Consider the following 19,053-nt stretch of genomic DNA (forward strand, 5'->3'; position numbering starts at 1 on the left):
CGCGTCGGCGGCGCGTCCGCGTTGCCGGGCTTTGCGTGCGGCAGGGCGTGGCTTTAGGGCGACGCGACGCGAAGGCGCGAACGCCTCAGCGTGGCGAGGGGGCGCTCGGTGCCCAAGGGAGTGCCTTGCGGCGCTTCCCGGGCAGGGGCGTCCTCCTTGCACGTCTCTTTGCGAAGATTGCGTGACGGCAGGGTGCGAGGCCGGCTCGCATGCGTCGCGCGTCCTTATACTCTGGGGCGTGTGCGCGAACATGCCAATGAGGAAAGGAGCCCTGTCGCCATGGAGCGCCGTTCGTTCTTCAAGCTGGCCGGCGTGTCGGCCGCGTCGCTGGCGGCGGGCGGAGCGCTGGGCGCCTGCGCTCTTGACCAGGTGACGGACGCGATGCCGCCCTCGACGGATGCGAGTGGAACGGAGGCCGAGGCGACGGCGGTCGGCCAGCCGCCCGTCTCGTTTTCGACGTCGGTGGACGTGCTGGTGGTGGGCAGCGGGATCGCCGGCCTCTCTGCCGCGATGGCGCCCGCCGAGGCGGGGCTTTCGGTCATGGTGGCCGAGAAGCTGTCTTTGCTGGGCGGGGAGAGCTATTCTTCGAACGGCATCATGCACGTGGCGGGCAGCAAGCTGCAGCAGGCTGCCGGTATCGCGCAGACCGCGGAGGAGGCGTGGCCCGCGCGCAAAAAGCAGCTCTCCAATGCCGGGGCGAGCGACCTGGAGTTCGCAAAGCGGTTGTACTTGGCGGCTCCAACGTGGATCGACCGGATGGAGGACGTCTACGGCGCCCAGTTCTGCGATCCGTCCCAGTACGCCCGCGAAGGGGTCAACGACGCCATCCTCCTGCCGAAAAACGGCCTTGGCGACATGGAAAGCGTCATGGTGCCGCTGCGCGACGCCCTTGCGGGCAAGGGGGTCGCGTTCCAGACGGGCTACCGGGCGGTCGCGTTCGTGTTGGACGAGCAGGCTGCGGTTTGCGGCGTGCGTTTCCTTGCGCAGGAGAGCGGTGATGTGATAGACGTGCGGGCGCGGCGCGTGGTTGTGGCCACGGGCGGGTTCGCCAGCAATCAGGCGCTTGTGGACGAGAACGCGCCGGCATGGCTGCGCGTCGGCTGCTACACGTACGCCTCCATGGGCGAGGGGCACGAGCTGTGCCGCCGCGCGGGCGGCCAGCTGTCGGGCATGGACTTGACGCTGCCGCTCATCGGCGATCTGCCGCCGGTTTCGGCGTGGGGGATGTTCGCGCCGACGCTTGTCGTGGACGCGCAAGGGCACCGGTTCGCGCGCGAAGACGACGTGAACGCCGCGGCGGACGCGTGCTTTAGCGACGAGCGCGGCTTTTGGTGGACCGTGTTCGACGAGCGCTTGAGCGAAGGCTCCCAATCGCGCAGCGCGGCGCAGATTTCCAGCAAGAACGCGCGCCGGATGGTGGGTCCGTGCGAGAATGTGGAGGATCTGGCGGATGCCATAGGGGTTTCCCCGGAAGTGCTGCGGGCCACGTTCGACCGCTACGGGCAGATGGCGGAGGCCGGGAAGGATGACGATTTCGGGCGCGAGGCCAACCTGGAAACGCTCGAAGCGCCTTACTACGCCGTCAAGCAGCTTCCGGTGCGCTACCGCACGCGCGGCGGCGCGGCAACCGACGAGGACGGGCGCTTGATAGGGACGTCGGGCGCGACCATCCTGAACGTGTGCTGCTGCGGGGCGGTGGCGGCCGACGGTGGCGAGGGGCTGGCGTCGAACGGGACGTTCGGCATGCTGGTGGGCCAGGCCGTGGTCGACGCGCTCAGCTCGTCCGAGGGGTAGCGCGGAAAGGTCCGCTTGGACGCTCCCGCCGAGTCGTCGCCGGCGCCCCGGAAGGTCCGGCCGACGAACGGGCCGGGCCTTCCGGGGCGTCCGATGAGGGGGCGTTCGGCTTGGAGCGCGATGGGCACGGGCTTGCGTCAATGGCGGTTTGGCAGAGAGTTCCGCTTTACGCCGGTTGGTGTATGGCGCGGGTGGCGTGGGTCGCGTAGTATGGCGGCTATGGAAAACTACCTGGTGAACAACTGCGACATGACTCCGAAGGACTGGGCCGTCGACGTGGCCGTGGCTGCGGCGGCGTTTCTGTTCGGCGCGGCGCAGCTCATGCTCACGGCCTCCTCCATCGTGATTCCCGATCTGGCGCTGCGCCAGTACCTGGGCACGGTGAACGTGGTGCCGAACGCGCAGGTGTTCGTGGCGCTTGCCATCACCACGCTGCCGCTGGTGCTGCGCCGCCGCTTCCCGTGGCCCGTGTTTCTGTTCTGCCTCGTGTCGTTCTTGGGCCTGCAGAACGCGTTCGCGGGGTTCTCTCTGACCATCGTGGGCCCCGTGGTGGCCGTGTGCACCATCGCCAGCGAGCGGGGGCGCCTTGAGGCGGTGGCAGCGGCAGCGGCAGCGGTGGCGGGCCTTCTGCTGGCGGACGCGCCGTCGCGCACGGCCAGCCTCGCGTTCTTCACGCGCTTCCAGAACATCGCCCTGGTGGTTGCGGCGGGCTTCGCGGGGTACGCGTACCGCACCCACCGCGCCTACGTGGAGGCCACCGAGCAGCGCGCTGCGGAGGCGGAGCGCTCGCGCGAGGAGGAGGCGGCCCGCCGCGTGGAGGAGGAGCGCGTGCGCATCGCACGCGAGGTGCACGACATCACGGCGCACTCCCTGTCGGCCGTGAGCGTCCAGGCCGCCGCGGCGGAGCGCATGATGGACATCGACCCGGCCGCCGCGAAGGAGGCCGTCGCCACGGTGCGCGCCACGGCCAAAACCGCTTTGGACGACATCCGCAGCATGATCGGCGTGCTGCGCCATGGCGACGAGGCGCCCGAGACGGCTCCCGCAGCAGGGACCGACCGCCTGGGCGATCTGGCGGCCTACCTGCGCGATGCGGGGCTTGCGGCAGTTGTGGACACGGCGCGCTACCGCCGCGCCGACGTGCCCGCCCATGTGGACATGGCCCTGTTCGGCATCGCGCGGGAGGCCGCCACGAACGCGGTGCGCCATGCCGACGCGCGAACGGTGTCCATCCGGCTGGCGACGGAGGACGGGCAGGCGCGCCTTGCGGTGGAGGACGACGGGCGCGGCTACGTCGCGCCTGGCGAACCAGGCGCTTCGGCAGAGCCTGGCGGCGGGCTGCCACAGGCGCCCGACGGGCGAGGCCACGGCATCGAGGGCATGGCCGAGCGCGTTCGCCTGCTGGGCGGATCGTTTTCGGCCGGCAACGCGGCTGCCGGCGGGTTTCGCGTGGCGGCGAGCATCCCGCTTGGCGGTGCGGCCGGCGACGGAGCTTCGCCGGACGGCAGCTTCCCGCATTCGGCCGCAACCCGTTTTGGGGAGAAGGGAGCATAGCATGGGCGAGAAGACGCGCGTGCTGGTGGCCGACGACCAAGACCTGGTGCGCAGCGGGTTTCGGCTCATCCTCATGTCGTACGGGACCATCGACGTGGTGGGGGAGGCGCGCGACGGCGAGGAGGCCGTCGAGCTTGCGCAGCGCCTGAAGCCCGACGTCGTGCTCATGGACATTCGCATGCCGCATCTGAACGGCATCGAGGCCACGCGCGCCATTCGCAGCGATCCGCGGCTTGCCGACGTGCATGTGCTCATTTTGACCACGTTCGACTTGGACGAGTACGTCTACGACGCCCTTGCCGCCGGTGCGAGCGGCTTTCTGCTCAAAGACGCCGAACCCGACGACATCGCTGCCGCCGTGCGCATCGTCGCGCGCGGCGACGCGCTCATACAGCCCTCCATCACACGCCGGCTCATCGAGACGTTCGTGGCCGCACGGCCTATCGGCATGGCGGCTGCTCGGGCGGCCGGGCTGTCCCAGCTCACCGACCGCGAACGGGAGATCCTCGTGCTGGTGGCGCGCGGCCTGACGAACGACGAGATAGGATCGGACCTGTTCATCTCGCCCGCCACGGTCAAAACGCACCTCGCGCGCATCATGGCGAAGCTCGACGCGCATGATCGCGCCCAGCTTGTCGTGCGCGCCTACGAAAGCGGCTTGGTGAAGCCGGGCCTGCGGTAGCGCGCCCCTTCCCCGTCGGCGGATCGGTCGCGGTACAGATCCTCGATGTGCTTGACGAAGCGCGATTCCGCTTCGGTGAGCTCCCGGGATCGCCAGAACAGGTGCAGCGGCATGACGACGGGCGTTCCGTCCTCGTGGGCAAGCGGCACGACAAGAACCCCTTCGTCGCGAATCGTCCGCTGCGCGTGCTGGAGGGGCCTGATGGCGAAGACGTCTCCTCGGGCGATGGCGCTCGTGTCGCTTTCCAGCTCTATCTGGAGGGGCGACAAGCGCAAAGACGGCTCCAGGGCGGGGGCTTGATCAAGAAGGGACGCGAGGATGGCCTCCTCCCCGGGGAGGGAGAGCGCCCCGCATTCGGCCAGGTCGCGCAGCGTTGCGGACGCTTGGCTCCTGAACCGCGCCAGCGATGCCGACACCACGGCCGCCATAGGGTAGAGGGAAAGCACCGTCTTCTCCGCGCCGTTTGGCGGGGTGGAGCCGCTTATGCCGAATTCAAGCGTTCCGCGCATGACCTCGTCGATGAGAAGGTCGCCTTTCATCTCGACGAACTTCCACTTGATTTCGGGGAGGGCCGATTGCGCGTCGCGCAGGGAGTCCACATCGAGCGTCCCGCCGTGCGTTTTGAGGCACAGGGGGTTGATGCCCACCGCCACAACCCGCTGATCGCCCTCCCGGTAGCGCAAGGCGATCTGCTCGATCCGGTCGAGGCCGAGAAACACGCTGCGCGCCTCGTCGCGAACCGCCGCGCCGAACTCCGTCAGATGCAGCCCGTTGCTGCGGTCGAACAGCGGCGTGCCCAAGCGGCCCTCGAGGATCTGAACGCCTTTCGACACGGCCTGCGGGGAGACGAACAGGCTCTTGGCGGCGCGGGAGAAGCTTCCGGTTTCCGCCGATTCAAGAAAGTACGAAAGCTGCCTCATGTCGATGTCGATCACGGCGTTCCCCTCCGTCGCGTGTTTTTGCGGCTTGAGGCCGTCTTCTGCGATGCGCGGGCGCCCTCAAACGCCGTGCCCATTCTAGCATGCGCCCTTCGATGAGTCCGAGGCATCTCTTTCAACAAATCGTTGTCGCTTTCAGCTATACGTTGCTTCGCCTGCGTTGCGTCGCGCGTCTATCCTGACCTCGAAGGGCGCGTTGCGCGAAAGCGGTTTTTCTCAGTTTGGGCGCCGCGATGCCCAAAGCGGCGTGCGGTGCGCCCTCGTTTCGCAGGATCCGCAGGAGCAGGAGGAAGGAAATCGTCATGGCACTTGATCGCAGGGGGTTTCTCAAGGGGGCGTTGGGCCTGGGCGCGCTTGCGGCCGCCGGAGCGACGGCGGGCGGCTGCGCTCCGAACGGAGCGGGCGACGCCGACGCCGGCGCCGCCGTCAACGGAACGTTCGAGGGCGTGGGTCAGGGGATGCAGGGCGACATCAAGGTGTCCATCGATGTGAGCAGCGGCATCATCACGAACGTCGATGTGGTGGAGGCGAAGGAGACCCCCCACGTGGCGGAAGTGGCCCTTGAGCGCATTCCCGCCCAGATCGTGGAGCACCAAACCACCACGTTGGACACGGTGACCGGGGCCACGCTGTGCTCGATGGGCCTTATGGCCGCAGCCGAGGATGCGGCGAAGAACGCGGGGCTTGACATGGGCGCCCTGAAGAAGAACGCCTACACAGCGTCTCCCGGTCCGGACGAGACGTGGGACACCGACGTGCTGGTGATCGGCGGGGGCGGGGCCGCCTGGTCGGCGGCCATCACGGCGGCCGAGGCGGGATCGCAGGTCACGCTCATCGAGAAGGGCTCGGTGTTCGGCGGGAACACCATGATGGCCGGCGCCGCCTTCAACGCGGTGGACCCTGACGCCCAGGCCATCATGCGGCTCTCGGCGGCCCAGAAGGGAACGCTCGACGGCTATCTGGCCCTTTCGACGGACGACCCCGCGCTCAAGTTCGACCAGTTCCCTGAATGGAAAGACGTGCTCGTCGCCCTGCAAGACGAGATACGGGCGTACTACGCGGCCAACGAGGGGAAGACGCCCGGCGTCGATCTGCCCGGGTTCGACTCCGTCTCGCTGCATATGTGGCACATCTACGTCGGTGGTCTGCGCGAGCTGTCCGACGGCACGTGGATTGCCTCGAACATCGATCTTGCGCGCACGCTCGCCGAGAACGCGTTGGGCACGTTCGAGTGGATGGACGCCCAAAGCATGGAGTGCGTGTACGGCTCGAAGGCCACCGAGGGCCTGTACACGGTGCTCGGCGCCATGTGGCCGCGCACGCACACGTTCGTCGAGGGCAAGGACCGCATCACGTGCCTGCGCGAGGCGGCGGAGAAGGTCGGAGTGTCCTCGTACGCCGAGACGGCCGCCAAGCAGCTGGTCATGGACGGGAACGCGGTTGCGGGTGCGGTGGCCGAGCGCTCGGACGGCACCAAGATCACCATCAACGCCGCCCAGGGCGTGGTGCTCGCATGCGGCGGTTACTGCGCGAACCCGGCCATGGTGAAGGAGTACGACAAGTACTGGGGCGACGACCTCAGCGACACCACGCTGACCACCAACATGGGCACCAACGAAGGAGACGGCATCGTCATGGCCCAAGAGGTGGGGGCCGCCACCACCGGCCTTGAAGTGGCGCAGATGATGCCCTCGTCGTCGCCGGTCAAGGGAACCATGACCGACGGCGTGTGGGGGGACGCCTCCGAGCAGATATGGATCGACGGGGCGGGCAACCGGTTCGTGGACGAGTACGCCGAGCGCGACGTGCTGGCCAAGGCGTCCCTCAAGCTCGAGGGCGGCATCTTCTACATCCTGTACGCCGGCGTGGCCGGCGAGGACGGCTGGGTGAAGGGCGCCGAGTACGAGAGCATGGCGCCCTCGGGCTCGATCAAGGACTTCGTCGAGTCGGGCCAGGTGTGGTACGGCGAGACGCTCGAGGAGCTGGCCGAGGCCTCCAAGAGCCCCGCTGCAGGCGTCGCCCCGGGTTTCTCCGCCGACGCGCTGCGCGCCACCATCGAGACGTACAACCGCTACTTCGAGAACCAAAAAGACGACGACTTCGGCAAAGAGGTCATCTCGGGCGCCGTCGACATCGAGGCGGTGGAGGGCACGCAGGGCGTCGGGTTCGTGATCAGCCCGCGCCGCGCGTCGCTGCACCACACCATGGGCGGCGTGGTCATTGACGCCAAGGCCCGCGTGCTTGACGAGCAGGGCCAGGTCATTGAGGGCCTGTTCGCCGCAGGCGAGGTGACGGGCGGCGTTCATGCGGGCAACCGCCTGGGCGGCAACGCCATCGCGGACATCTTCACGTTCGGCCAGATTGCCGGGCGGGGCGTTTCCGCGCGCTGACGAACGGGAGAGCTTCCAAGGCAAGGGCGGCCGCGCCGGCACAGGCGCGGCCGCCCTTTTTCAATTGTGGCGATCGTCTGGCGATTGTGTCAAACCTCAGTCACAGGCGCTCACATTTCGGCGAATTCGCTTGCATTCGCCACCGAGGCTGCTATGATAACTCAATGTTTAGCACTCGTTACCGCAGAGTGCTAGCAGTCACCGCACAGGAGTGGTTAAATAGCGAAGATGCGCTACACGATCCGTGCACGCGTCGGACGACGAAAGGAAGGCAGCGTTATGAATCTGAAACCTCTGGGTGATCGCGTCATCGTCAAGCAGGACGAGGCCGAGGAGACGACGGCGTCGGGTCTGTACCTTGCGACCGAGGCGAAGGAAAAGCCCCAGAGCGGCACCGTTTTGGCCGTGGGCGACGGCAAGCTGGACAAGGACGGCAAGCTGGTGCCCGTGCCGGTGAAGGTGGGCGACAAGGTGGTCTACGGCAAGTTCGGCGGCACCGAGATCCATGTGGACGGCGAGGACGTGCTCATCCTGCGCGCCGACGATCTGTACGCGGTGTTCGCGTAGCCCTCAGGCGCTTCATACCCAAGCAACAGCAACGCAGTTGAAAGGATAGTAGCATCATGGCGAAAGACATCAAGTTCGAGGCCGATGCCCGCAGCGCTCTTGCCGCCGGCGTCAAGAAGCTCTCCGACGCCGTCAAGGTGACGCTTGGCCCCAAGGGCCGCTACGTGGCCCTGGAGAAGTCCTACGGCGCCCCCACCATCACCAACGACGGCGTGACCGTGGCCAAGGACGTGGAGCTTGAGGATCCCGTCGAGAACATGGGCGCCCAGCTGGTGCGCGAGGTTGCCGTGAAGACCAACGACGTGGCCGGCGACGGCACCACCACCGCCACGCTTCTGGCCGACGTCATCGTGTCCGAGGGCCTGCGCAACGTGACCGCCGGCGCCGACGCGCTGGGCATCCGCCGCGGCATCCAGAAGGCCACCGACGCCGTGGTCGAGGCCATCAAGGCCGACGCCACGCCGGTTGCCGGCAAGGACCAGATCGCCAACGTGGGCACCATCTCCGCTGGCGACGCCGAGATCGGCATGAAGATCGCCGAGGCCATGGAGGCCGTGGGCAAGGACGGCGCCATCTCCGTGGAGGAGAGCCAGACCTTCGGCATCGACATGGACATCGTGGAGGGCATGCAGTACGACCGCGGCTACATCTCCCCGTACATGGCCACCGACATGGAGAAGATGGAGGCCGTCCTCTCCGACCCCTACATCCTGCTCACCGACCAGAAGGTCACCAACATCCAGGACATGGTGCCCCTGCTGGAGGAGATCATGAAGTCCGGCCGCCCGCTGTTCATCGTCGCCGAGGACGTTGAGGGCGAGGCTTTGGCCACCATCCTGCTCAACAAGCTGCGCGGCACGTTCAACTGCGTGGCCATCAAGGCCCCCGGCTTCGGCGACCGCCGCAAGCGCATCCTGGAGGACATCGCCGCCGTCACGGGCGCGCAGGTCATCGACAAGGACTTCGGCATGACCATGGCCGATGCCCGCATCGACATGCTGGGCCATGCCAAGACGGTCAAGGTCACCAAGGACACCGCCCTCATCGTGGACGGCGCGGGCGAGAAGAAGGCCATCGAGGACCGCATCGCCCAGATCAAGAGCGAGCTGGAGCGCGTGGACTCCGACTTCGACCGCGAGAAGCTCCAGGAGCGCCTGGCGAAGCTCTCCGGCGGCGTGGCCGTGCTCAAGGTGGGCGCTGCCACTGAGTCCGAGCTCAAGGAGACGAAGTCCCGCATCGAGGATGCCCTGCAGGCCACCCGCGCGGCCGTGGAGGAGGGCATCGTCGCCGGCGGCGGCGTGGCCCTGGTGGACGCCCTGCCCGCGCTCGACTCGGTGGAGACCGCCGACAAGGACGAGGAAGTGGGCGTCGCCATCATTCGCAAGGCCCTGGAGGCTCCGATGCGCGCCATCGCCCAGAACGCCGGCTACGAGGGCAGCGTTGTGGTCGAGCACGTCAAGGGCATGGCGAAGGGCGAGGGCCTGAACTGCGCCAACGGCGAGTACGGCAACATGATTGACATGGGCGTGAACGACCCGGTCAAGGTCACGCGCACCGCGCTGCAGTCCGCGGCTTCCGTGGCGGCTCTCATCCTCATCACCGAGGCCACCATCAACGAGATCCCGCAGGAGGGTCCGGACCTGTCCGCGCTGGCCAACGCCGGCGGCGGCATGGGCGGCATGATGTAAGCCGTCCGGCTTGCGAAACCAGCCTGCAAACGAAGGGAGGGGCCGCGCGATGCGGCCCCTCCCTTTTCACGTGCGGGTGAGTCATGCGTGCGCGAATGCGGGTCGCTGCGAAAGCGGCGAACGCTGTCCGCAGTGCGGCGTCGGTGGATCGCGCGTGCGCGTATGCGGGTCGTCCGCCGCTCGCACGCGCGGCGGACGACCCGCATACGACGAGGTCTTACCGGTCCTTCTTGGAGACGAGCAGCAGGATGCCGGCTACCAGCGACAGGAAGATGAGCGTGCACACGCCGAACGCCGTGGTGTTGTCCTTGGTGCCCTTGTAGATGCCCCAGGCATGAACCGTCATGGGGACCATCCATGCCAGCGGGATGATGGCCCAGCACCATGCCACCGCTCCTAAGATGCAGAACACGAACGCCACCAGCCTGAGCGTGCGGTCGTTGTCCGACATCCCCGACACCGGCACAGCTTGCGGATAGTACGTCGTGCTGCTCACGGTCGGCTGTGCGGACGTGGCGCCCGGGTTGTCTGCCGCAGGCTGCTGGGCCTCAAAGCCCGTTGCCGTTGCTGTTGCTGTCTGTCCGGCGGAAGGCTGCGCGTCGGCGTAGTCGTCGGTCCATTGCGTTCCGTTCCAGTAGCGGATCTTCGACGTGTCTCCCGACGGATCGGGATACCATCCGGCTTGCGGGTTGGTCATAGCTGCCTCCAAAATTGATAGAGAACTGAGTACTTATTTGCAAGTATACGTCAATTTCGGCGACGAAGGCCCGATGATCAGCGAAGAAGAAGCGCATTCAATTTTGCGTTACAGGGGTGTCACGCATCTGTAACGTGGCTGTTTCGCGACGATGGGGCGTTGCGTCGCGCCGGGGTTCGGCGGTGGGTTACAATACGGCGCTATGGAAGAATTCACGCATATCGCAGGACATGTTCTGGAGCATTCTGTCGAGGACACGCTCTACCTCGTTCCGTTCTTGTTCGTCACGTATCTGGCCATGGAGTGGCTCGAGCACAAAACGGGCAGCAAGGCCGAGGCCGCCGTCCAGCGCGCCGGAGCGGCGGGTCCTTTCGTGGGCGCGCTTCTGGGCGCGGTGCCGCAGTGCGGGTTCTCGGCTGCGGCGGCAACGCTGTGGGCGGGGCGCGTGGTCACGCTCGGCACGCTGTTCGCGGTGTTCCTTTCCACCTCCGACGAGATGCTGCCCATTTTCTTAGCCGAGCAGGTGCCGGTCGACGTCATCGTGAAGATCGTCGGGACGAAGGTGGTCATCGGCATGGTGATGGGCTTCATCGTTGACGCGGGCATGCGCATCGCGCGTCGCATCGACGCGCCGCTGCACATCCACGAGCTGTGCGAGCAGGATCATTGCCACTGCCATGGCGGCGAGGGCGGCATCCTGAGAAGCGCCCTCAAGCACACGCTGCAGGTGACGCTGTTCATCTTCGTTGTCACCGTGGCGCTGAACGGCGTGCTGGAGGCGGTGGGGGAGGACGCGCTCGCCGATTTCCTGGGTGCGAACCCGGCCTTGTCGGTGTTCGGCGCGGCGCTGGTGGGCTTGGTGCCGAACTGCGCGGCCAGCGTGGTTATCGCGCAGCTGTACGTGGAGGGCGCGCTGGGGTCGGGCGCCATGCTGGCCGGCCTGTTGGTGAGCGCGGGCGTGGGCTTGCTCGTGCTGTTCCGCTCGAACCGTCGCTGGCGGCAGAACGCGGCCATCGTGGCGGGGCTGTACGCCACGGGAGTGCTGTGGGGGCTGGCGGCGAACGCCCTGGGCATCGTGTTCTAGGCCGCCGACTTTGGGAGGAGGCTCATGTCCGAGAAAGACCGCATGCTGGCGGGCGAGCTGTACCTGTTTGAGGGCGATGCCGAGCTGATGGAGATGGGGATGCGGGCGCGTCGTCTGACGCGCCTGTACAACGCCACGCGCGAAGACGAGGACCAGCGCCGCCGCGAGCTTTTGGAGGAGCTGCTGGGCGCGGTGGGCGCAGGCTCGCGCATCGAGCCGCCGCTGCATTGCGACTACGGTTGCAACCTCCATGTGGGGGAGCGCTTTTTCGCGAACTTCGGGTTGATCGTTCTCGACGATTGCCTTATCTCCATTGGCGACGACGTGATGGTGGGGCCGCGCGTGAGCCTGTGCGCCGCGACGCACCCCCTTGACGCGGACGTGCGTGCGAGCGGGCTGGAAAGCTGCAAGCCCATCGTCATCGGCGACAGGGTGTGGATCGGCGCGCACGCGGTGGTGAACCCGGGCGTGACCATCGGCAGCAACACGGTGATCGGCTCCGGTTCGGTGGTGACCAGGGACATTCCCGAAAACGTGGTGGCAGCTGGCAATCCCTGCCGCGTGCTGCGCCCCATCACCGCCGAGGATGCCTCCTACTGGGAAGCCAAGCGCGCCGCCTACCGGGCGGCCGTGGAGGCCGAAGGGCGCTGAGGGCGGGGCGCTTCCGCCGGGGGCGCTTGGCGCGTTCGTTCGAGGGCGGCCGGCGCTTTGCCCCTCATCGCCAGGGGTCTTCTTGGAACGCGGGCTCGGGATCGGGCGGGCGGTCGGAGAACGGGTCGTAGCCGTCGTCGTCTTCGGCTTCGGGACGGACGAACGGGTCGGGTGCGCCCGCCCCGGCAGTTTGCGTGGTGTCGTCTTGCCGTTTCGCCCCGTTTCGCATCCCGCGCGAGGGCAGAGGCGTCGTCACGGGGCGGATGCGGTAGCGTGGACGGCTACGCTTGGATTCCGTCATCGTCCGATCCCACCTTGTCAAGGTCGTAAGGCGTGGTCTGGTACACATAGTAGTTCAGCCAGTTCGTGTACAAAAGCTGCGCGTGGGCGCGCCATGTGGAGCGCGGCTGCTGCGCGGGGTCGTCGTTGGGGAAGTAGTGGGCGGGCAGCGCCATGTCCATTCCCTTGGCGATGTCGCGCTCGTATTCAGCCTGCAGCGTGCCCGCGTCGTACTCGGGATGGCCGAACACGAAGAAGTGGCGGCTGTCGGTGCTCTTGGCTATGTAGACGCCGGCCTCCTCCGACGTGGCGATCAGCTCCAAGCTGGGATGCGCCTCGATGTCGGCGGCGCGCACCTCGGTGAAACGGGAGTGCGGCGCGCGGAACGTGTCGTCGAAGCCGCGCACCAACGGCGAAGACGGCTTGACCACGGTGTGGTCGAATACGCCGAAGAGCTTTTCGGGCAGCTCGTACTTGGGGATGCCGTAGTGGTGGTAGATGCCCGCCTGCGCGCCCCAGCAGATGTGGAACGTGGAATGGACGTTGGCGGCCGACCAGTCCATGATGGCGGCCAGCTCGTCCCAGTAATCCACATCCTCGAAGTCCAGCAGCTCCACCGGTGCGCCCGTGATGATCATGCCGTCGAAGCGCTGGTCCTTGATTTGGTCGAACGTGGTGTAGAACGCCTCAAGGTGCTGTTCGGACACGTTCTTGGCAACGTGGCTCGCTGTTTGCACAAGCTCCACCTCCACCTGCAGCGGCGTGTTCGAGAGCTTGCGCATGATCTGCGTCTCGGTGACTATCTTGGTGGGCATGAGGTTGACCAGGAGCACCTTCAAGGGGCGGATGTCTTGGTGCATGGCCCGGTGCTCGGTCATGACGAAGATGTTCTCGCCTTCCAGGATGTCGGTGGCGGGCAGGGAGTCGGGGATTCTGATGGGCATGAAGGCTCCTTCTTCGTCCGGTGGCGTGCGGTTGGTGCGAGCGTCCATTGTACGACAGTCCCTGCGTCGTCAACGCGCAAAACAGATAGCTAGGCTATACGTAAAAGCGATGACAGGTTATCGCGTGCGCAGCAGGCGGAATCCGAGTTCGCCGTTTGTTGCGCCCGCGTCTGGCGGCGCCCGGGCGCGTTCGCTGGCAAGGGGCGGCACGCATGCGAACGCGCAGCAGGCGAGGGGTTGGCAACGCGCGCGTGAGGGTTGGCGCCGCGTGTCGATGTCGGTTCGTTCGCAGGTCATCCTTTCAGCAGATAATCCGGTTATCGTAAAAAGAGATTGCCCATTATCCGAAACCGGCCGCTACCGGGGTTCGGGCCGCGTCGCTATAATGAGCCGGTCGCATTGAACCCGTAACGCAAGGAGCGTTTCATGAGCGAGTCACTGTCCACCGTCTGCGTGCAGGGCGGCTACCGCCCCGGCAACGGCGAGCCCCGCCAAGTGCCCATCTACCAGTCCACCACCTGGAAGTTCGACACGAGCGAGCATATGGGCCGCCTGTTCGACCTCGAGGAGGCCGGCTACTTCTACACACGGCTGCAAAACCCCACGAACGACGCCGTGGCGGCCAAGATAGCCGAGCTGGAAGGCGGCGCGGCGGCCATGCTCACGTCGTCGGGGCAGGCGGCCAACTTCTTCGCCGTGTTCAACATCGCCGGCGCGGGCGACCATGTGGTGGCCAGCTCGGCCATTTACGGCGGCACGTACAATCTGTTCGCCCACACCATGCGCCGCATGGGGGTGGAGTTCACGTTCGTGGCGCCCGACTGCCCGGATGCGGAGCTTGAGGCGGCGTTCCGGCCCACCACGAAGGCCGTGTTCGGCGAGACCGTTGCCAACCCCGCGCTCGCCGTGCTCGACATAGAGCGCTTCGCCAAAGCCGCGCACGCGCACGGGGTGCCGCTCATCGTGGACAACACGTTTCCCACGCCGGTGAACTGCCGACCCATCGAATGGGGCGCCGACATCGTGACGCACTCCACCACCAAGTACATGGACGGCCACGGTGCCAGCGTGGGCGGTGCCGTTGTTGATGCGGGACGTTTCGACTGGAACGCGCATGCGGACAAGTTCCCCGGCCTCACGCAGCCTGACGAGAGCTACCACGGCGTGGTGTACACGGAGCGCTTCGGCCTGGCCGGCGCCTTCATCACGAAGGCGACGACCCAGCTCATGCGCGATCTTGGCTCAATTCAGGCACCGCAGAACGCCTACCTGGTGAACCTGGGGCTGGAAAGCCTGCATGTGCGCATGGCCCAGCACAACAAAAACGGCCTGGCGCTGGCCGAGCACCTGGCGGCCCATCCGAAGGTGGCGTGGGTGCGCTACCCGGGCCTGCCCGGCGACGCGCAGCACGAGCTGGCCAAGAAGTACCTGCCAAACGGCGCGAGCGGCGTGGTGAGCTTCGGCGTGGCAGGCGGACGTGCGGCGGCCGAGACGTTCATGGCCAACCTCAAGCTGGCGCAGATCGCCACGCATGTGGCTGACGCGCGCACCTGCGTGCTGCACCCGGCCGCCTCCACGCATCGCCAGATGAACGATGAGGAGCTGGCCGCCGCCGGCATCGCGCCCGACCTTGTGCGCCTCTCGTGCGGCATCGAGGCCACGGAGGATCTGCTGGCCGACGTGGACCAGGCGCTTGCCGCAGTGTAGCGGCCTTGCGTTTCATGTGCGTGCTCCGTCCGTGCGGCGTGCCTCGCCGCACGGACCTCAATTCCCAAAATGTATGCGCTCGAAGTTGGCTTTGCTGTGAAGGAGCCGCTCGACGCGCACAATGCGGGCAGCTTCGTCAACCTGGTAGAACGCCGCATACTTCCCAATGGTGTATTTGCGTCTTTTCGCGCTTGTGAAACCAGAGGTCTTCTCCGGATAACGCTCGGGAAGCAATTCAAGCGCGCAAGCCACTTCGTCCACAATGGCGTCGAAGTGCTCGAAAACCGCATCTAAAGACAGGGTGAACTGCATTTCGTAAGCTGCTAGCGAGGACAAGTCCTCTTCAAAGCTATCGGCAAATACGACGTCATGCTTCATAATGGGCCATCTTGTCTGCAAAGCGTCTGCGCATTTCCGCGGGAACGGCGGCAATTTGAGGCGCTCGCTGGCGGCGTGGCGTCCGGCTGGTTTGGTCAGGGGACGATGACCAGATCAGGGTGCGCGCGGTCGACGATGGCGCGCGTTTCGACGGAGGCGCCGAGGAAGCGCTCGACAAGCTGGGCAAGCTCGCGAAGCGCCGCGTCCAGATCGCCGAGGCGCGTTGGATCGACGCATTCGATCACCAGAAACGCGCTCTTTGAATCGTCGGACAGGGCGGTGCGACGGCCATCGCGCCAGTTCCAGCAACGGCACACGGCTCCCGCATCGTCGCGATAGCACAGCTCGCCGGCCAGCGTGGGATCGTTCTCGTCCTCGCCGAGCGCGCAGAAGGCGTCGCCGCCCTCGGTGATGCCCAAGCGCAGGTCGCCTTCGAACGAGTCGATGTCCTCGCCGCCCACGGGCAGCGCGTATTTGAGCGAGACGGCGTTGTAGATGTCCACCGACGGCGTGATGGACCCCACGGGATTTCCTTTGAGCACGCGCTTGAGCAGGTTCTCGATCGAGCAGCGCGCGCCCTTTTTCGTCTTGAACCTCTGGTAGGCCTCGCGCCACACGCGCACGGCCTCGTTTTGCGAGATGGTGTTGCTTGTGAGATGGCGATCGGCCTGCGTGTTGGCCTCGGCGAGCAGCTTTGCGATGGCCGCGCTGTCCTCGAAAGGCACTTCCCCGGTGGGCTTCATGCCGGTTGCGACAACCACCCCGATCGCCGCCTCGGGGAACAGCTCCCAAAACGATTCCTCCGCGATGAACTTTTGCATGGCTCCTCCTGTTGTCTGTTCGCTGCGTCCTGGATGTCCCAATCGAACCATTCGGAATGCGGTGCAATTGCAAGCTGGGCGGGTATGTCGGCATGCGCCTCCTCTTCTGGTGCGTGCCCAGTGTAGCCGACTTTCCCCAGGATGGGCAACGCGATCTGCCCCTAGGGGGTTTGCGTGCCGGCCGGGCAGGCGCGCCGCATGCGGTCCGGGGCGGATGCGAGCGGTCGAAGAAGGGAAGGGGCCTGCGCCGGGGTTTTCGACTGGTTTTCGATGGGGCAAGGGGGATCCGGAGAATTTCCCGAATATGGTATTTTTACTGTACCAGATAAAGCTGAACGTTCATACTGTTGGAGGCTGCTTGCCTTTAACGGAAGTCGAGCTGTTTGAAGGAGGCCCCGCGCCGTGCGAGGGGAAGCCCTCCGAAACTGCGAGGAGATTCTCGGAAGCTGTTCGGCGGAGAATGCGACCGGGAAAGAAGGTGCGAACCGAACATGGACAAAGGAAAAGTGATCTCATCTGCGATAGCCGTGATGCTGGCGGCGTCCGTGCCCACTGTTGGGGCCGTTGCCCAACCGGGTTCTTCGGATGCGGCTGGATCTCGGACAGCGAAAGAGGGCTGGGACGAATCGCCGGAACGGCAGAGCGCCGGCGAGGTTGATGGCAAGAAGGACGAAGCGGGAACCGGCCTTGGCACGGTCTCCGCCGGGTCGCGGGTTCCGATTGCGTCCGAGGGCGGCGCGTCCGCCGAAGCTGAGGCCGGCCTGCCCGGAAGCGGCGCGTCGGACGTTGGCGTTGGATCTGCGGGTGCCGGGGACGGTTCCGCTTCCGACGACGCGGATGCGCCTGCGGACGGGGAGGGCGCCGATGCGGGCACCGGGGCCGACGATGGCGCCGATGCGGAGGAGCCCGTCCAGGGCGATGACGGCGCGGCCGACGAGGATGCCGACGGCGACGCGGGAAGCGCGGCCGATGACGACGCCGATGCGGACGATCCCGCGCAGGGCGCCGGCGACGACGCAGGGGCCGGCGACGACGCGGGGGCCGATGACGACGCCGATGCGAACGATCCGGCTCAGGGCGTCGGCGACGACGCGGAGACGGAAGACGGCGCTGGCCCCGATGAGCCTGCGCAGGACGGTTCGGACGCAGACGAGGGAGACGTCCCTGGTCCTGCGCCCGAGAACCAGGATCCGAGCGTTCCTTCGCTGCGGGTTGAGGGCGCGGCCGCCGATTCCGCGCACGCTTCTGGTTCTCCGCTCAGCTCTTGGCGCGCCGACACCACCGCCATCCCCGTGGTGCACCGCTACACCGAGGACATGGACACGGAGAAGTTCATCGCCCTCATCGGCGAGCAGGCGCGCGCCATCGCCCAGGAGCACCAGCTGTACGCCTCGGTCATGATAGCCCAGGCCATCCTTGAAAGCGGCTCGGGGACCAGCCAGCTTGCGGCGGCTCCCCACAACAACCTCTTCGGCATCAAGGGCGCCTGGACCGACGGACAGGGCCGACAGCGCAGCGTGTCTTTGCTCACGTCCGAGGACAACGGGGCGGGGACGCTCTACCAAGTGCTTGGCAGCTTCCGCTCCTACGACACGGTGTCGGACTCGTTGCGCGATTACGCCTGCCTGCTGCGAGACGACATGGGCAGCTACTACCAGGGCGCTTGGCGCGAGAACGCCAGCACCTATCGCGAGGCCGCCCAGTACCTGCAGGGGCGCTACGCCACCGACACGCAGTACGCCGGGAAGATCATCGGCCTGATAGAGACGTATGAGCTGGACCGATTCGACGAGGTGCTCGACTACAAAACGGTGGACAACAACCGCACCATCGCCGCGCTGCTGGCCGAGGCCACGTCGCACATCGGGACGCCTTACGTGTGGGGCGGCGCCTCGTCCGACGGCCTTGATTGCTCGGGTTTGATCTATCATTCGTTCAGGGAGGCGTTCGGCATCACGCTTGGCCGCACGACCTACGACATGCAGCACGAGGGCGAACCGGTCAGGTTCGATGACCTGCTGCCCGGCGACCTGCTGTTCTTCGATCGCGCCGGAGACGTGTACCACGTGGCCCTGTATTTGGGGGACGGGTTCTACCTGCACGCACCGCAGGCCGGCGAGGACGTCAAGGTGGCTAGCGTGGACGAGCTGGCGCCAAGCTTCGCGCGCCGCATCCTGGAGGTGCGTTCGCTGAGCGAGGGCGAGCTGGCGCTGCGCGCGGCGTGGGCGTCCGGGAGCATGGACGCGGACGATCTGCGCCGCGCCCTTGACGAGGGCTCCCTTGCGGTGGACGGGTTCTTTGTGCGGGACGCCGTTGCGAAGGGGCGCGTCGCGACGCCGGACGCGGGGCCGCAGAACGGGGTAGGGCAGGATGCGTACGGGGAGGCCCTGATAGCGGAGGTCGAGGCCATCGTGCAGAGCGAGGGGGCGCTTGCAGGCCGTTTGTGAGGCCGGTGCCGGGCGCGGCGTTCGGGATACGAATACGAAAAGAAAGGCGGGGCCATGCGCCCCGCCTTTTTCGTTTTGGCGGCCGCCGAGGGAGAGACGGCCTTGCCTTGTTCGCATCATAGCGCAGAGCGGGCGAAGGCTTCATTGCGGCGCGCTTGCGTTTTCCTTGCGAATTGGCAAGGAGGGCCGGGACAAGGAGGGGCGGCGAGGCGAGCCGCCGCGCCTTCCGACCCATCAGCGGTTGCCGCAACAACCATTAATGAATCGCAATCCTAACGCTATCGTCTTTGAATCGGGGAGCCGCTTGGAGGGGGCTATCATGGAACGCAAGGAGAAGGGGCAAAGAGAGAGGAGACCAGCTATATGAAGTCAAGACCCAAATCGTGAGTTTCTGAACTTTTTAAACTGTTGGATTTTGTACTTTGACAGCTC

At 66.4% G+C, this 19,053-nt stretch carries 16 protein-coding genes; 10 read left to right on the forward strand and 6 right to left on the reverse strand.

The window, feature by feature from the left end; all coding sequences use genetic code 11:
* Window positions 1-279 precede the first annotated feature (279 nt).
* From ACWKY3_RS04965 to ACWKY3_RS04975, 3 genes are all read left to right on the forward strand, one after another.
* Window positions 280-1,794 (forward strand): FAD-dependent oxidoreductase, encoded by a 1,515-nt coding sequence (locus ACWKY3_RS04965; protein WP_449315318.1) that lies wholly within the window; start codon window positions 280-282, stop codon window positions 1,792-1,794.
* 210 nt (window positions 1,795-2,004) lie between these two features.
* Window positions 2,005-3,348 carry a sensor histidine kinase gene (locus ACWKY3_RS04970; RefSeq protein ID WP_449315319.1) on the forward strand — a complete coding sequence of 448 codons (1,344 nt, stop codon included), beginning with the start codon at window positions 2,005-2,007 and terminating at the stop codon, window positions 3,346-3,348.
* A 1-nt stretch (window position 3,349) separates the two neighbouring features.
* Window positions 3,350-4,030 carry a response regulator transcription factor gene (locus ACWKY3_RS04975; RefSeq protein ID WP_449315320.1) on the forward strand — a complete coding sequence of 227 codons (681 nt, stop codon included), beginning with the start codon at window positions 3,350-3,352 and terminating at the stop codon, window positions 4,028-4,030.
* On the opposite strand, the gene ACWKY3_RS04980 is transcribed toward ACWKY3_RS04975, so the two are convergent.
* Window positions 3,994-4,965: a LysR family transcriptional regulator gene (locus tag ACWKY3_RS04980; protein ID WP_449315321.1), complete on the reverse strand. Its 972-nt coding sequence runs from the start codon at window positions 4,963-4,965 to the stop codon at window positions 3,994-3,996. The two genes, ACWKY3_RS04975 and ACWKY3_RS04980, sit on opposite strands and share 37 nt — an antisense overlap.
* 305 nt (window positions 4,966-5,270) lie before the next feature.
* Here ACWKY3_RS04980 and ACWKY3_RS04985 point away from each other — a divergent pair, with 305 nt between their 5' ends.
* From ACWKY3_RS04985 to groL, 3 genes are all read left to right on the forward strand, one after another.
* Window positions 5,271-7,358 (forward strand): FAD-dependent oxidoreductase, encoded by a 2,088-nt coding sequence (locus tag ACWKY3_RS04985; protein ID WP_449315322.1) that lies wholly within the window; start codon window positions 5,271-5,273, stop codon window positions 7,356-7,358.
* A gap of 279 nt (window positions 7,359-7,637) precedes the next feature.
* Window positions 7,638-7,925 (forward strand): co-chaperone GroES, encoded by a 288-nt coding sequence (locus ACWKY3_RS04990; RefSeq protein ID WP_449315323.1) that lies wholly within the window; start codon window positions 7,638-7,640, stop codon window positions 7,923-7,925.
* A gap of 56 nt (window positions 7,926-7,981) precedes the next feature.
* Entirely contained in the window at window positions 7,982-9,613 is a 1,632-nt protein-coding gene (gene groL / locus ACWKY3_RS04995) for a chaperonin GroEL (protein WP_449315324.1), read from the forward strand.
* 217 nt (window positions 9,614-9,830) lie between these two features.
* Here groL and ACWKY3_RS05000 read toward each other — a convergent pair whose 3' ends face one another.
* Window positions 9,831-10,310, reverse strand: coding sequence for a DUF2510 domain-containing protein (locus tag ACWKY3_RS05000; protein WP_449315325.1), 480 nt, complete (start codon window positions 10,308-10,310; stop codon window positions 9,831-9,833).
* A 202-nt stretch (window positions 10,311-10,512) separates the two neighbouring features.
* Between ACWKY3_RS05000 and ACWKY3_RS05005 the strand changes: the two genes are divergently transcribed.
* Window positions 10,513-11,394, forward strand: a complete 882-nt coding sequence (locus tag ACWKY3_RS05005; protein ID WP_449315326.1) for a putative manganese transporter — start codon at window positions 10,513-10,515, stop codon at window positions 11,392-11,394.
* Between the two features lie 24 nt (window positions 11,395-11,418).
* Entirely contained in the window at window positions 11,419-12,045 is a 627-nt protein-coding gene (locus ACWKY3_RS05010; protein ID WP_449315327.1) for a sugar O-acetyltransferase, read from the forward strand.
* A gap of 64 nt (window positions 12,046-12,109) precedes the next feature.
* Here the strand turns inward: ACWKY3_RS05010 and ACWKY3_RS05015 are convergent, their stop codons facing one another.
* Window positions 12,110-12,346, reverse strand: a complete 237-nt coding sequence (locus ACWKY3_RS05015; protein ID WP_449315328.1) for a hypothetical protein — start codon at window positions 12,344-12,346, stop codon at window positions 12,110-12,112.
* A complete protein-coding gene (gene metA / locus ACWKY3_RS05020) occupies window positions 12,327-13,268 on the reverse strand; it encodes a homoserine O-acetyltransferase MetA (RefSeq protein ID WP_449315329.1) in 942 nt (313 codons plus the stop codon). Before metA ends, ACWKY3_RS05015 begins: the two co-directional genes overlap by 20 nt.
* Window positions 13,269-13,694: 426 nt before the next feature.
* Here metA and ACWKY3_RS05025 point away from each other — a divergent pair, with 426 nt between their 5' ends.
* On the forward strand, window positions 13,695-14,975 hold the full coding sequence (locus ACWKY3_RS05025) for an O-acetylhomoserine aminocarboxypropyltransferase/cysteine synthase family protein (protein ID WP_449315330.1): 1,281 nt from the start codon (window positions 13,695-13,697) through the stop codon (window positions 14,973-14,975).
* Window positions 14,976-15,032: 57 nt separating this feature from the next.
* On the opposite strand, the gene ACWKY3_RS05030 is transcribed toward ACWKY3_RS05025, so the two are convergent.
* The gene (locus ACWKY3_RS05030) at window positions 15,033-15,353 is read right to left on the reverse strand and encodes a type II toxin-antitoxin system RelE/ParE family toxin (protein ID WP_449315331.1); all 321 of its coding nucleotides are present in this window, start codon (window positions 15,351-15,353) and stop codon (window positions 15,033-15,035) included.
* Between the two features lie 95 nt (window positions 15,354-15,448).
* On the reverse strand, window positions 15,449-16,174 hold the full coding sequence (locus ACWKY3_RS05035) for a B3/B4 domain-containing protein (protein WP_449315332.1): 726 nt from the start codon (window positions 16,172-16,174) through the stop codon (window positions 15,449-15,451).
* 491 nt (window positions 16,175-16,665) lie between these two features.
* Here ACWKY3_RS05035 and ACWKY3_RS05040 point away from each other — a divergent pair, with 491 nt between their 5' ends.
* Window positions 16,666-18,621, forward strand: coding sequence for a glucosaminidase domain-containing protein (locus ACWKY3_RS05040; RefSeq protein WP_449315333.1), 1,956 nt, complete (start codon window positions 16,666-16,668; stop codon window positions 18,619-18,621).
* Window positions 18,622-19,053 lie beyond the last annotated feature (432 nt).

This window comes from Rubneribacter sp. (assembly GCF_965361815.1).

Excerpts from the sequence above, each read along its gene's own strand:
- ACWKY3_RS04965 (WP_449315318.1), top strand. The coding sequence starts at position 280 with ATGGAGCGCCGTTCGTTCTTCAAGCTGGCCGGCGTGTCGGCCGCGTCG.
- ACWKY3_RS04970 (WP_449315319.1), top strand. The coding sequence starts at position 2,005 with ATGGCGGCTATGGAAAACTACCTGGTGAACAACTGCGACATGACTCCG.
- ACWKY3_RS04975 (WP_449315320.1), top strand. The coding sequence starts at position 3,350 with ATGGGCGAGAAGACGCGCGTGCTGGTGGCCGACGACCAAGACCTGGTG.
- ACWKY3_RS04985 (WP_449315322.1), top strand. The coding sequence starts at position 5,271 with ATGGCACTTGATCGCAGGGGGTTTCTCAAGGGGGCGTTGGGCCTGGGC.
- ACWKY3_RS04990 (WP_449315323.1), top strand. The coding sequence starts at position 7,638 with ATGAATCTGAAACCTCTGGGTGATCGCGTCATCGTCAAGCAGGACGAG.
- groL (WP_449315324.1), top strand. The coding sequence starts at position 7,982 with ATGGCGAAAGACATCAAGTTCGAGGCCGATGCCCGCAGCGCTCTTGCC.
- ACWKY3_RS05000 (WP_449315325.1), bottom strand. The coding sequence starts at position 10,310 with ATGACCAACCCGCAAGCCGGATGGTATCCCGATCCGTCGGGAGACACG.
- ACWKY3_RS05005 (WP_449315326.1), top strand. The coding sequence starts at position 10,513 with ATGGAAGAATTCACGCATATCGCAGGACATGTTCTGGAGCATTCTGTC.
- ACWKY3_RS05010 (WP_449315327.1), top strand. The coding sequence starts at position 11,419 with ATGTCCGAGAAAGACCGCATGCTGGCGGGCGAGCTGTACCTGTTTGAG.
- ACWKY3_RS05015 (WP_449315328.1), bottom strand. The coding sequence starts at position 12,346 with ATGACGGAATCCAAGCGTAGCCGTCCACGCTACCGCATCCGCCCCGTG.
- metA (WP_449315329.1), bottom strand. The coding sequence starts at position 13,268 with ATGCCCATCAGAATCCCCGACTCCCTGCCCGCCACCGACATCCTGGAA.
- ACWKY3_RS05025 (WP_449315330.1), top strand. The coding sequence starts at position 13,695 with ATGAGCGAGTCACTGTCCACCGTCTGCGTGCAGGGCGGCTACCGCCCC.
- ACWKY3_RS05030 (WP_449315331.1), bottom strand. The coding sequence starts at position 15,353 with ATGAAGCATGACGTCGTATTTGCCGATAGCTTTGAAGAGGACTTGTCC.
- ACWKY3_RS05035 (WP_449315332.1), bottom strand. The coding sequence starts at position 16,174 with ATGCAAAAGTTCATCGCGGAGGAATCGTTTTGGGAGCTGTTCCCCGAG.
- ACWKY3_RS05040 (WP_449315333.1), top strand. The coding sequence starts at position 16,666 with ATGGACAAAGGAAAAGTGATCTCATCTGCGATAGCCGTGATGCTGGCG.